This window comes from Microbacterium sp. LMC-P-041, assembly GCF_030209555.1.
Classification (GTDB): domain Bacteria; phylum Actinomycetota; class Actinomycetes; order Actinomycetales; family Microbacteriaceae; genus Microbacterium.
Window position 1 is genome coordinate 394,841 of record NZ_JARVRV010000001.1, and the last position, 11,994, is coordinate 406,834.

Here is an 11,994-nt window from a genome sequence, read left to right on the forward strand (position 1 = left end):
CCTTCCCATCCCCCGACAGAGCAGTCGAACGAGAGGAAAGCAATGAACGCACACCGACAGAGAAGGAGAGCGGCCTCGTTGACCGCGGCACTCGCCGCGACAGCGATCGTCCTCGCTCTGGCACCTGGCGCGAGCTGGGCCACCGAGGCGACACCGGAACCGACTCCGGCGCCGGAGACGACGCCGACGACGGCTCCCGCGCCGACGGACGACCCGGCACCGACCGAAGAGCCGGCACCGACTGAAGAGCCGGCACCGGAACCTGCTCCCTCGAGCACCCCGGAGCAGGAGCCACCGGCGGATGCGACGCGCACGCCTGCGGACGAGACCGAAGACGGCATCTCGAACCGATCGACCGCCCCCTACATGGGCTGGAGCAGCTACAGCATGCAGGTGTACGAAGGAGGCCAATGGATCACCGCCGATCAGATCATGGCTCAGTCGGATGCCATGCATGACAAGCTCCAGGATTACGGCTACGACTACATCAACATCGACGCCGGCTGGAACGGAGGCCAGGACGAATACGGACGCCCCATTCCCAGCACGACACTGTTCCCCGACGGCCTCGACGCGGTGATCGACCACGTGCACGACAACGGCCAGAAGGTGGGTCTGTATCTGATTCCCGGGATGAGCCTCGAGACGGCACAGAAGGCGCTCCCGATCTACGGCGCTCCCGGCTGCACGACCGAGAATCTGCTCAAGCAGCCTCTCCAGCAGGGCGACTACTGGGGCTTCGGGTACCGACTCGACTTCGACAACCCTTGCACCGAGAAGTACATCGACTCGATCGCCGATCTGCTCGGCGAATGGGGAGTCGACTTCATCAAGTTCGACAGCGTCACCCCCGGCTCCGGAATCAGCGACCTGTCGATGGACGCCCGCGAGGAGGTCGCCGCCTGGTCTCGGGCGCTCGGCCGCAACGACATCTGGTTCGAGCTCTCCTGGGCCGTCGACATCGACTACGCGGACTACTGGAAGCAGTATGCAGACGGCTGGCGCATCGACTGGGACGTCGAGTGCTACTGCGGCGATGAGGCCCTGACCACCTGGGAGAACGTCGCTCGCCTGTTCCCGAGGCTCTCGGACTGGTGGCGCCACGCCGGGCCCGCAGGCTGGAACGACCTCGACTCCCTCAACGTGGGCAACGGGAAGATGGACGGCCTCACGCGCGACGAACGCCGCACCGCGACGACGCTCTGGGCGACCTCCGCGGCGCCGATGTACCTGGGCAACGATCTGACGAACCTCGACGAGTACGGGCTCGAGCTGATCACCAACCGTGAGGTCATCGCCGTGAACCAGGCAGGCGTGCCCGCTCGCCCCGTCTCGACGGCGACGAAGCAGCAGGTCTGGTACGCACTGAACCCGGATGGCACCTACACCGTGGCGCTGTACAACCTGGGCCGTGCAGACGCCGACATCACGGTCGACTGGTCCGACATCGGACTCGACGGCTCCGCGAAGGTCCGCGATCTCTGGGCCGGCAAGAACCTGGGATCGGAAGCGGAGGGCTTCACCGCCGAGAGCGTGCCGATCCACGGCGTGCGCCTTCTGAAGGTGACGCCCGCGAAGCAGGCGGCACTCACCGTCAACGACGACTCGCTGCGGGTCGGCTACGACGGGGCGTGGATGCGCAACGACGGCAACGAGGTCCCTGCGACATCGCAGCCCTTCACCGTCGCGGTGTCCGACACCCCGGGTGGAGGCACGCCCGAACCGCCCGCCACCGGGCTGACAGTGACCCTGAACGACGACGATTCACGCATCGGCTACAGCGGGTCGTGGGGCGACAGCAACAACCGCGGGCTGGGCGACCACGGCGACGACGTCCACTACGTCGAGACGAACGGAGCGGCCTTCGAGTACACGTTCCAGGGAACCGGGATCCAGTACGTCACCGAGAAGCACGAATCGCAGGGCGAGGTCGAGGTCTACCTCGACGGACAGCTGGTCGAGACCGTCGACACCTCGCTGCCCGCGGCCGACGGGCGCCTCTCCCAGCAGGTGGTCTACGCCGTCGCCGATCTCGCGAGCGGAAGTCACACCCTGCGGGTGGTCAAGAAGTCCGGATCCTTCATGCTGCTCGACAAGCTCGTCGTCACTCTCGACAGCCAGCTGAGCACGACCTCGGGTGCGTTCAACAAGGCCGCTCCCGCCGACGTGACGGTCGATGTGCTGCGCGACCCGAGCGAGCTCTCCTCGATCAGCCTCGGCGGTGAGCCGCTCGAGCGCGACGCCGACTACACGCTGTCCGGATCGACGGTCACACTGAAGTCGTCGTACCTCGCCGCGCTCCCGGTGGGAGACGCGACGCTGGACTTCGCGTTCACCGGAGACCATCTCGACGATGTCCACGCCACCACGGCCGACGGCGACTCCGTGTCGTTCACGTTCCGCGGGACGGGCGTCGCGTGGCTCGGCCCGAAGGCACCCGACCAGGGAGCCGTCGATGTGTACATCGACGGCAAGAAGGTGAAGAGCGTCGACACCCACGCCGAGTCGCGCGTCTCGAATCAGACCCTGTTCGAGGCGACCGGGCTGAAGGACGGCGAGCACACGATCAAGGTCGTGAAGACGTCAGGAGACGTGCTCCGCACGGACGTGTTCCGATACACGGTCAAGAAGGTCGGCTGACCCCCGTCGGGGCGGGCCCCGTGCCCGCCCCGACGCACCGCCGACGAACCCTCTCGCGGATGTCCGCCCCCGGATGCACACTCTGCAGATGGAGATCACACTCGCACAGCCGGCGGGACTCGTCGTGAGCCCCGCCTTCAGTCATGTCGCCGTCGTCCCGCCCGGGGCCACGACGATCCACGTCGGCGGCCAGAACGGCGTCGATGAGACGGGCGCGCTCGTCTCGACGGATGCCGCCGAGCAGTCGCTCCGCGCGGTCGAGAACGCTCGGATCGCGCTCGAGTCGGCGGGCGCAGGCCTCGACGATGTCATCAGCTGGACGATCTACATCCACCAGGATGCCGATCTTCGTGCCGCCTACGGTGCCGTCGCAGCGACGCTCGCCCGTGATGGCGCCCCTCCGCTGGTGACCGCAGCCCTCGTGGCCGGGCTCGGCGTCCCGGGCGCAGTGATCGAGGTGAGCGCGATCGCCGCCGTCATCCGTGAATGACCGCGGCGCGCCGACTCAGATCCTTCCGCGCACCGGGGTCCGCTCGGCCGAGTCACCGCCCTCGGGCATGGCCATCTCCGCGCGGACGCCGAGCAGTCTGACCTCCCGGTCGTGATCGAGCGTGGCACCGAGCGCAAGTGCCGCCTCGATGACCGTCGCGCGCCGGGTGGTCGGCTCCGGCAACTTGCGGCCGAAGGTCTTGGTCTCGAACGGCGCATAGCGCACCTTCAGATGCACGCGGACGACCGGGCGCCCCTCGGCGGCGCAGTCGTCGAAGGCCTGCCCCGCCAGTTCGGTCAGCGCCGCCTGAACCTCTGCAGTCGTCGTGAGGTTCTGCTGGTACGTCATCTCGCGACTGTGGCTGCGGGCCACCCATGGGGTGCTGTCGACCACGGTCGGACCGAGACCCGAGCCCAGCCCGTGGTACCAGACGCCCATCCGCGGTCCGAACTCCGCGATGAGCTCTGCCTCGTCCGCGTCAGCGAGTTCCCGGACCGTCGTGATGCCGTGGGTGGCGAGCCGCTTCTGAACCTTCGGGCCGACTCCCCACAGGTCCCGAGTAGGCCGGTCTCCCATCACGTCGAACCAGTTCTCGGCGGTGAGCCGGAAGACGCCCCGGGGCTTGCCGAACTCGGTGGCGATCTTGGCCCGCACCTTGTTGTCGCCGATGCCGACCGAGCAGTGCAGTGCCGTCGACTCGAGCACCGCGTTCTGCGCGCTGCGCGCCGTCTGCTCGGGGTCGTCCGTGGTCACGCCGAGAAAGCATTCGTCCCAGCCGATGACCTCGAGCACCACCCCGGGCAGTGCACGCAGTGTCGACATCACCTCGGTGGAGGCCGATTCATACGCGTCGTGGTCCACCGGCAGGAAGACCGCGTTCTCAGGCGCCTTGCGTGCCGCGATCTTCAGCGGCATCCCGGATCCGATGCCGAACTTCCGCGCCTCGTACGACGCCGTCGACACGACGGCGCGCTCCGTCGGGTCGCCCCGGCCGCCGACGATCACGGGGAGCCCGGCGAGCTCCGGTCGGCGCAGCACCTCGACCGCAGCGATGAACTGATCCATGTCGACGTGCAGCACCCAGTCGGTCATGCACCGAGTGTGGCCCGTGCCGAGCGAGTTGTCACCCCTCGGACACGATCAGCGCATCACCGAGATCAGCCGATCGAGACGGCGATCGCGGTCGCGATCACGGCGAGGAGCGGCAGCGTGCCCTGCATCACTGCGGCGCGCGCCTTCGTGCGATCGGAGAGGATCAGCACCAGTGCGGCGGCGAGCATCATCCCCGTTCCGGCGAACACGAGAGTCAGTCCCACCGTTGTGAAGCCGATGATCACGAAGCCGACGCCGAGCAGCGCGGTCAGCGCGAGGAACAGGTTGTAGAAGCCCTGGTTGAAGGCGAGCGCCTTCGTCGTGAGGGCGTCCGCCTCGCTCGCGACGCCGAAGATCTTCCTCGTCTCGGGCTCTGTCCATCTCAGCGACTCGAGCGCGAAGATGAAGACGTGGAAGGCGGCAGCGGCCGCGGCGAGGACGAGTCCGACGATGAGCATGACTCGATCGTATCGATGTCCGCTCGCGCTAGATCAGGAAGATCGGCAGAAGCCCGGGGTTGTGGGCGTGTACGAGCACCCCGAACACCACCGCATCGAACAGCAGGTGCACCGTGACGACATAGGCCAGCGAGTGCGTCCGCATGAAGATGAACCCCTGCAGCAGCGCGAACGGGATGGTCAGCAGCGGTCCCCACTCGCGATAGCCCAGCTCCCACAGGAATGAGACGAACACGATCATCTGCAGCACGTTGGCGAGGGCGTCGGGGAAATGCCTGCGCAGCAGGGCGAAGACGGTGCAGATGAAGAACAGCTCGTCCCAGATGCCGACCGCTCCGACGCCGACGAACAGCCGGGCGATGAGGTCGGGCGAGTCCACGACCGGCCAGTTCTGATAGACGCCGCTGGTGATGAAGTAGAACGGCAGGATCAGCCAGCCGAGCACCAGGACGGCGACGAGCCAGCCCCACTGCAGGCGCCCCCACCGGCGGTGCGCCCGCCACGGGAAGCCGATCGCCCGGTCGCGGAACACGAAGCGGGAGACGACGTACGGAACCGCCACCGCGCCGCCGAGGGCGAGCGTGAACCGCAGCATCGCGAGGTTGTCGAGCTCTGCCGCGAGCGGGATCACGCTGACGATGAGCATGCCGAGGGCGATCAGGGACAGGTCCCTGGTGAGTGAGGGCTGACGGCTGGTCCCCACGACTCGCGCGCTCTCGCGACGCGTGCCCACGCGCACCGTCTGATCCGCCGTCACCGGCAGACGGCGCTCGACGAGCCACGCGCTCCCGACGCCGAGTGCGAGCAGCGCCCAGCCGAGCCACGGGATCTGCACCACGAAGAACGCCGGCGCCGCAGCGCACACGAGGAGCGCGGAGACGACCGCCGGCCACGTCGCCGAGATGCGCTGCGCGGTGATCACGCGCGCGACTTCCGCCGATACACGAGATCGCGGATGTCTCGCCCCTTGGCGATCCCCTTGCGTTCGAATGCGGTCATGACGCGTCCATCGAATCGCTCGGCCCAGTCGCCGTCGAAGGCGCGCTCGAACAGAGGCTCCGCGTCGAGCACCTCGCGCATCTGCAGCGCGTAGTCCTCCCAGTCGGTCGCGAGGCGGAGCAGACCGCCGTCACGGAGTGCGCGAGCGGCGGTGTCGGCGAACCCCTGGCGGACGAGACGGCGCTTGGTGTGCTTCTTCTTGTGCCACGGATCAGGGAAGAAGATCCAGACCTCTGCCGCTGCCGCTTCGGGGAGGTACGACGAGAGCACCTCCGGCGCATTCGCCTCGACCACGCGGACGTTGCGAGCGCCTTCGCGGTCGGCGTCGAGCATGGTCCTGGCGAGACCCGCGCGGAAGACCTCGACCGCGAGGAAGTCGTCGTCGGGGCGGGACGATGCGGCGGCGACGATGGCGTGCCCCTGACCGGAGCCGATCTCGACGTACAGGTCCGCATCCCGCCCGTACTCGGAGGCGGGATCCAGACGCGCCTCCGGGTGCACCGAGGTCCAGGCGACATCGCGGGGCACGTCGAGGAGGTAGTGCGGTCCGAGCTCTTCGAACGCGCGCTCCTGAGCATCGGACATCCGGCCGCTGCGGCGCACGAAGGAGACCGGTTCGTCGCGGAAGGTGCGGGGTTCGGGCATGCTTCCAGGGTAGTCGGCGGCGCTGAACGCCACCGACCGCGGGTCAGGAGGCGGGTGCCGTCACGAAGTCGATCAGCTCCTCCACCCGACCGAGGAGCGCGGGCTCGAGGTCGCGGTAGGTGTGCACCTTCGACAGGATGTGCTGCCAGGCGCGACCGGTGTCCGCCTGCGTCTCGTACGGCCACCCGAATGCGCGGCAGATCCCGGTCTTCCAGTCCGTGCCCCGAGGGATCTCCGGCCATCTCGCGATACCGAGAGCCCGAGGGGTGACGCACTGCCAGACATCCACGAACGGGTGGCCGACGATCTTCACATGCCTGCCGTGCGGACCCCGGGCGACGGCGTCGGCGATGCGCGATTCCTTCGACCCGGGCACGAGGTGATCCACGAGGACCCCGTAGCGGCGCGATGCGCTGGGAGGCTCTGCGGCGAGCAGCTCGTCGAGCAGGTCGACTCCCTGCAGGAACTCGACGACGACGCCCTCGACCCGCAGGTCCGCTCCCCATACCTTCTCGACCAGCTCGGCGTCGTGCTTGCCCTCGACCAGGATCCGGCTGGGAAGCGCGACCCTGGCTCGTTGATCGGCGGCGACGAACGAGCCGGATGCCGTGCGTCGGAGGCCCTGCTCCTTCGCGGCCGGGACCGTGAGCCGCACCGGTGATCCGTCGATCAGGAACCCGCCTCCGAGCGGGAAGAGGCGCTTGCGCCCCACCCGGTCCTCGAGTTCGACGTTGCCGCCCTGCACCCGTGTGACCGCTCCGCAGAATCCGTCCTGCGCCACCTCGACGACGAGATCGAGCTCGGCGGGAACCTGCGGCACCGGCTTGGCTGCTCGTTCCCTCCAGCCGGCAGCGAGCACATCGGATCCATACCTGTCGTCCATGCCATCCAGCGTATGTGTCTCCGCTGAGGGCGAACGGCTATCCCCCCTCGGAAGGTGTCGCGTGTCGGCCTCTGTGCATAGACTCGTGCCATGGGGCTCGGCTGCCGGTCGGAGGGAACACGATGAAGACACGGTGGCTGGCGCTGGCCGCACTGACTGCGGCGGCTGCAGCAGCCGCGTTCTCCGCATCTGCTGCCTCCGCGACCGACCCCGTGACGCTCGACTCGGGATACGTGACGGACGACGCCGACGTCCTCAGCCCAAGCCAAGAGGACGCCGTCGAGGCTCGACTCCAGACGCTCAGCGACAATTCCTCGTCCGATCTCTTCGTCGTCCTCGTCGATGACTTCACCTCGCCGACCGACAACGTCGCCTGGGCCGATACCGTCGCAGAGAACAACAACCTCGGCTCCGAGCAGTACCTGCTCGCGATCGCGGTAGAGGGACGCAGCTACTACATCTCGGCAGCACCCGACGGCCCGCTCAGCGACAGCAAGCTCGACGACGTGGAAGACAAGATCCAGGGTCTGGCCGCACAAGAGGACTGGGAGGGCATGATCGTCCTCGCCGCCGACGAGATCGAGGGCGACGGCGGTGCGGGCGCTCTACGGGCCACACTGATCGTGGTCGCCGTCATCGCGGTCGGCCTGATCATCTGGCTGATCATCGCCCTCATTCGCCGCGCGCGTCGCAATGCCGCGATCCGCAGGCGTGGCGCCATGCCCGAGACGCCCGATCCGAACGATCCGTTCTCCACGCTGACCGACGAGCAGGTGGAGACGCAGGCGGGGGCCGCACTCGTGCAGGCGGACGATGCGATCACCTCGAGCCGCGAGGAGCTCGGCTTCGCCGTCGCCCAGTTCGGCGACGCGGCGACCGCCGAGTTCAGCGGAGCAGTCGAGACCGCGAAGTCGAAGATGTCCGAGGCCTTCGATCTGAAGCAGAAGCTCGACGACGAGATCGAGGACACCGTCCACGATCGCCGCGCCTGGCACATCCGCATCATCCGGCTGTGCGACGAGATCGACGACGTCCTCGACGAGAACACCGACGCGTTCGACGCGCTCCGCAAGCTCGAGCAGAACGCACCACAGGAACTCGACAGAGTCCGCGGCGAGCGAGCCGCTCTCGTCCCGCTTCTGACTTCCGCGGCTCCCGCTCTAGCCGCGCTGTCCGCCACCTACGACGCATCGGCACTGAGCACGGTGTCCGACAACCCGGCACAGGCTCAGGAGCGGGTAGCCCTGGCCGACCGCTCGATCGAGGCCGCGCAGCAGGCGATAGCGGCCGGTCGCTCCGGCGAGGCGGCGTTCGCCATCCGCACGGCCGAGCAGTCGGTGGCGCAGGCGACACAGCTGGTCGAGGCCATCACCGCGCTGGGCACCGAACTCTCCCGTATCGAATCGCAGGCGCAGGCTCTCGTCGCCGAGCTGCAGGCCGACATCGTCGCGGCACAGCAGCTGCCTGACGCCGGAGGCACGCTCGCCGCGGTCGCGGCCGCAACCTCGCAGCAGCTGCAGCGTGCGCAGGCCGACCTCTCCGGAGCATCGCGCAGTCCGCAGCGCGTGCTCGAAGCGCTCAGCGCGGCGAACACGCAGATCGACGCCGCGATCGCGGAGGGCACCCAGGCCGTGGAACGGGCGCGACGCGTGCAGCAGCTTCTCGAGCAGACCCTGACGCAGGCGGGCTCAGAGATCCGAGCAGCGCGCGAGTACATCGAGACGCGGCGGGGAACCGTCGGCTCCACGGCTCGCACCCGCCTCTCCCAGGCCGACGCGACCCTCACTCAGGCCGTGAGTCTGCGGTCGTCGGATCCCGAGACCGCGCTCGCAGAAGCAGGACGCGCGCTCGAACTCGCCCGGCAGGCCACCTCATCCGCCCAGGCGGATGTCGCGGCCATGAGCCCGAGCCGCTATGAGAGCGGATGGGGCGGCGCCGGCGGCAGCATCTTCGGCGGCGGATCAGGCTCCGGCGGTTCCGGCCTGGGTGGCGACATCCTGGGCGGCATCATCGGCGGTCTGCTCTCGGGCGGCGGCGGAGGCGGCGGCTCCTCGCGCAGCAGCAGCTGGCGTTCCAGCGGTGGCGGCGGGTTCCGCAGCTCCGGTTTCGGTGGAGGCGGCGGCAGCCGCTCCAGCGGCCGCAGCGGCCGTTCGGGAGGGCGACGCTTCTGAACCGCACACCTATCGACCCCAGACATCGAGTCCGACCCTCTGAAAGGAACCACGCATGACCAAGCAGTCCATCTTCGGACGTATCTCGACCCTCGTCCGCGCGAACATCAACTCGCTCCTGGACTCTGCGGAAGACCCGCAGAAGATGATCGACCAGCTCGTTCGCGACTACACGAACAGCATCGCCGACGCGGAGTCGGCCATCGCCGAGACCATCGGCAACCTGCGTCTGCTGGAGCGCGACCACGAGGAAGACGTCCAGGCAGCCACCGAGTGGGGCAACAAGGCTCTCGCCGCCAGCCGCAAGGCCGACGAGATGCGCTCCACCGGCGACGCCGCCGATGCCGACAAGTTCGACAACCTCGCGAAGATCGCTCTGCAGCGCCAGATCAGCGCCGAGCGCGAGGCGACCGGGGCCGAGCCGCAGATCGCCGCTCAGACCGAGATCGTCGACAAGCTGAAGTCCGGCCTCAACGGCATGAAGGACAAGCTCGGCGAGCTGAAGAACAAGCGCAGCGAGCTGCTCGCCCGCGCCAAGGTCGCCGAGGCTCAGACGAAGGTGCAGGATGCGGTCTCCTCGATCAACGTCCTCGACCCCACCAGCGAGCTGGGACGTTTCGAAGACAAGGTCCGCCGTCAGGAGGCCCTCGCCCAAGGCAAGATCGAGCTCGCGGCATCCAGCCTCGACGCTCAGTTCGAGAGCCTCGAAGACCTCGGTGAGCTGACCGAGGTCGAGGCTCGTCTCGCCGAGCTGAAGGCGGGCGGCTCCGCCCCTCGCCAGGCCATCGAAGGCTCCTGATACACCCTGCGGGTGCCTCGGATCCTCGTGTCCGAGGCACCCGCTCCTCTTCTCAGCTGGAGGCACCCATGGTGCGTTTCCTCGTCGTCCCGCAGTGGCAGGGCTCCCCCGCCGCTCGCGCGATGCTGCTCGTCGACGGCGCCTCGGCGATCGCCGGCGACCTTCCGCGTGCCGCGACCACGGTGCTCGATGTGCCGGTCGAAGCCGGTGAATCCCTCGGCACCGGCGTCCGCCGACTCAGCGCTCTCCTTCGCAACCGAGAGCTCGTCGAAACCGGCATGACCGCCGACACCGTGATCATCGGCGGCGACTGCAGCGTGACCGTCGCCGCCCTGGCGGCTCTTCCCGGCGGAACCGACGACCTGGCCGTCGTGTGGTGCGATGCCCACGCCGACCTGCACACGCCGGACACCTCACCCTCCGGAGCGTTCTCCGGCATGGCGCTCCGCGCGGTACTCGGCGACGGAGAGCCTCAACTCGCGCTCTCGCCCGGGATCCCCCGCGATCGGGTGGTCACGGTGGGCATGCGCAATCTCGACGACGACGAGGTCACCGCCCTCGACGGCCTCGCCCAGCTCTCCGTCGACGATCTGGAATCGCCCGACGCTCTCGCCGACGCGGTCGAAGCGACCGGCGCGCGCCGCGTATGGGTGCACATCGACGTCGATGTGCTCGACCCTGCGGAGATCGCCGGTGTCTCCTCCCCCGCACCGTTCGGACTCTCGCCCGCGAGTCTGAGCACCGCGATCCGCGCACTGCGGTCCCGTGTGCCGCTGGCGGGCGCCACCATCGCGGGGTTCGCCCCTCGCTCACCCGCTGACGCGGTCGACGACCTCGGCGCGCTGCTCCGTCTCGTCGGAGCCGTCGCATGACGTCCGACTGGCGGCCGGCCGCCGAGCGCGCTGTGGCTCGCGGTCGGAGACTCGACCGCCGGATCCCCGCGTTCCTCCTGCGTTCGCCGATCAGCCGGATCGGCTACTGGTGGGGCACGTCCGTGGGATGGATCTGGGGGTCCCTGTGGAGCACGGGTCCCGTCGAACGCCGAGCGGGCCTGTGGGTGTTCCAGGGGATGCCGAACTGGACGTTCAACCGCGGCGGAGTGTGCGTCGGCGGCTGCTTCCTGACGGGTGACGCCCGTCCGAGCGACGCCGTGCTGCGCCACGAGGCGGTGCACAAGGCGCAGTGGCTGCGCTACGGCATCCTGCTTCCGGTGCTCTACCTGTTCGCGGGCAGGGATCCGCTGCGCAACCGCTTCGAGATCGAGGCAGGCCTGGAAGACGGCAACTACGTCCGCCGCAGCAGGTCGCGGCCGTAGAGCGCGGAAGCGCTCAGCGGTCGACGGGCAGCAGCCCGAAGCGCTCCGGAGCGTGGATCTGAGCAGGCTGGATCTCGAGGGCGCCCGTCAGGTGCTCGACGATGTCAGCCGTGCCGAGGAAGCCTCCGAGAAGAGTGATGTGGGTGTCGAGCTCGTCGTCGAAGAGCATCTCGTCTGCCCACGCGCAGGTCGCTCGGGCGAGAGCCTCGCCGGGTGCGCACGCTCGCCCGCTTCCCGGTGCGCCCGATCGCTGAGATCGAGCGAGCCACGTGACCGTCATGCGTCCAGGGGCTTCGATCACGCCGATGTCGGACGCGTCGGCGACCTCGATGAAGATCCGACCCGACGCGCACAGCGGCAGAGTGGCGAGGAAGACCTCGAGCTCGGTGAGCGAGTGCTCGTCGGCCGTCACCAGGTGGTGAGCACGGCGACGTGCGGCGCGGCGCTCGGCACGCGTGCTGCGGGTCTCGAGGAAGGTCTCCATGATGCATCCATCATACAG

12 protein-coding genes are annotated in these 11,994 nt (G+C 68.6%); 6 read left to right on the plus strand and 6 right to left on the minus strand.

The window, feature by feature from the left end; translation table 11 throughout:
- Window positions 1–78 precede the first annotated feature (78 nt).
- Both QRN21_RS01950 and QRN21_RS01955 read left to right on the plus strand, forming a co-directional pair.
- A complete protein-coding gene (locus QRN21_RS01950) occupies window positions 79–2,640 on the plus strand; it encodes a X2-like carbohydrate binding domain-containing protein (RefSeq protein WP_285363008.1) in 2,562 nt (853 codons plus the stop codon).
- Window positions 2,641–2,728: 88 nt separating this feature from the next.
- Entirely contained in the window at window positions 2,729–3,130 is a 402-nt protein-coding gene (locus tag QRN21_RS01955) for a RidA family protein (RefSeq protein WP_056279023.1), read from the plus strand.
- A 15-nt stretch (window positions 3,131–3,145) separates the two neighbouring features.
- Here QRN21_RS01955 and QRN21_RS01960 read toward each other — a convergent pair whose 3' ends face one another.
- From QRN21_RS01960 to QRN21_RS01980, 5 genes are all read right to left on the minus strand, one after another.
- Window positions 3,146–4,222 carry a DNA polymerase IV gene (locus QRN21_RS01960; protein ID WP_285363009.1) on the minus strand — a complete coding sequence of 359 codons (1,077 nt, stop codon included), beginning with the start codon at window positions 4,220–4,222 and terminating at the stop codon, window positions 3,146–3,148.
- A 65-nt stretch (window positions 4,223–4,287) separates the two neighbouring features.
- Window positions 4,288–4,680: a DUF1304 domain-containing protein gene (locus QRN21_RS01965; protein WP_053095709.1), complete on the minus strand. Its 393-nt coding sequence runs from the start codon at window positions 4,678–4,680 to the stop codon at window positions 4,288–4,290.
- A gap of 28 nt (window positions 4,681–4,708) precedes the next feature.
- The gene (locus QRN21_RS01970; RefSeq protein WP_285363010.1) at window positions 4,709–5,602 is read right to left on the minus strand and encodes a CPBP family intramembrane glutamic endopeptidase; all 894 of its coding nucleotides are present in this window, start codon (window positions 5,600–5,602) and stop codon (window positions 4,709–4,711) included.
- Window positions 5,599–6,324: a tRNA (guanosine(46)-N7)-methyltransferase TrmB gene (gene trmB / locus QRN21_RS01975; RefSeq protein ID WP_053095707.1), complete on the minus strand. Its 726-nt coding sequence runs from the start codon at window positions 6,322–6,324 to the stop codon at window positions 5,599–5,601. The genes QRN21_RS01970 and trmB overlap by 4 nt, the downstream gene beginning before the upstream one ends.
- A gap of 43 nt (window positions 6,325–6,367) precedes the next feature.
- On the minus strand, window positions 6,368–7,207 hold the full coding sequence (locus QRN21_RS01980; protein ID WP_056278323.1) for a DUF3097 domain-containing protein: 840 nt from the start codon (window positions 7,205–7,207) through the stop codon (window positions 6,368–6,370).
- A 122-nt stretch (window positions 7,208–7,329) separates the two neighbouring features.
- On the opposite strand from QRN21_RS01980, the gene QRN21_RS01985 reads away from it, so the two are divergent.
- From QRN21_RS01985 to QRN21_RS02000, 4 genes are all read left to right on the plus strand, one after another.
- A complete protein-coding gene (locus tag QRN21_RS01985) occupies window positions 7,330–9,378 on the plus strand; it encodes a TPM domain-containing protein (RefSeq protein WP_285363011.1) in 2,049 nt (682 codons plus the stop codon).
- Window positions 9,379–9,433: 55 nt separating this feature from the next.
- Window positions 9,434–10,177, plus strand: a complete 744-nt coding sequence (locus QRN21_RS01990; protein ID WP_053095704.1) for a PspA/IM30 family protein — start codon at window positions 9,434–9,436, stop codon at window positions 10,175–10,177.
- A gap of 68 nt (window positions 10,178–10,245) precedes the next feature.
- Window positions 10,246–11,049 (plus strand): arginase family protein, encoded by an 804-nt coding sequence (locus QRN21_RS01995; protein ID WP_285363012.1) that lies wholly within the window; start codon window positions 10,246–10,248, stop codon window positions 11,047–11,049.
- A complete protein-coding gene (locus QRN21_RS02000) occupies window positions 11,046–11,492 on the plus strand; it encodes a Fe-S oxidoreductase (protein WP_285363013.1) in 447 nt (148 codons plus the stop codon). The genes QRN21_RS01995 and QRN21_RS02000 overlap by 4 nt, the downstream gene beginning before the upstream one ends.
- Window positions 11,493–11,505: 13 nt before the next feature.
- On the opposite strand, the gene QRN21_RS02005 is transcribed toward QRN21_RS02000, so the two are convergent.
- Window positions 11,506–11,976 (minus strand): SIP domain-containing protein, encoded by a 471-nt coding sequence (locus tag QRN21_RS02005; RefSeq protein WP_285363014.1) that lies wholly within the window; start codon window positions 11,974–11,976, stop codon window positions 11,506–11,508.
- Window positions 11,977–11,994 lie beyond the last annotated feature (18 nt).

Bases quoted from the DNA above. Each gene is read 5' to 3' on its own strand.
- QRN21_RS02005 (WP_285363014.1), bottom strand. From the start codon at position 11,976: ATGGAGACCTTCCTCGAGACCCGCAGCACGCGTGCCGAGCGCCGCGCC.
- QRN21_RS01990 (WP_053095704.1), top strand. From the start codon at position 9,434: ATGACCAAGCAGTCCATCTTCGGACGTATCTCGACCCTCGTCCGCGCG.
- QRN21_RS01955 (WP_056279023.1), top strand. From the start codon at position 2,729: ATGGAGATCACACTCGCACAGCCGGCGGGACTCGTCGTGAGCCCCGCC.
- QRN21_RS01960 (WP_285363009.1), bottom strand. From the start codon at position 4,222: ATGACCGACTGGGTGCTGCACGTCGACATGGATCAGTTCATCGCTGCG.
- QRN21_RS02000 (WP_285363013.1), top strand. From the start codon at position 11,046: ATGACGTCCGACTGGCGGCCGGCCGCCGAGCGCGCTGTGGCTCGCGGT.
- QRN21_RS01985 (WP_285363011.1), top strand. From the start codon at position 7,330: ATGAAGACACGGTGGCTGGCGCTGGCCGCACTGACTGCGGCGGCTGCA.
- QRN21_RS01995 (WP_285363012.1), top strand. From the start codon at position 10,246: ATGGTGCGTTTCCTCGTCGTCCCGCAGTGGCAGGGCTCCCCCGCCGCT.
- trmB (WP_053095707.1), bottom strand. From the start codon at position 6,324: ATGCCCGAACCCCGCACCTTCCGCGACGAACCGGTCTCCTTCGTGCGC.
- QRN21_RS01965 (WP_053095709.1), bottom strand. From the start codon at position 4,680: ATGCTCATCGTCGGACTCGTCCTCGCCGCGGCCGCTGCCGCCTTCCAC.
- QRN21_RS01980 (WP_056278323.1), bottom strand. From the start codon at position 7,207: ATGGACGACAGGTATGGATCCGATGTGCTCGCTGCCGGCTGGAGGGAA.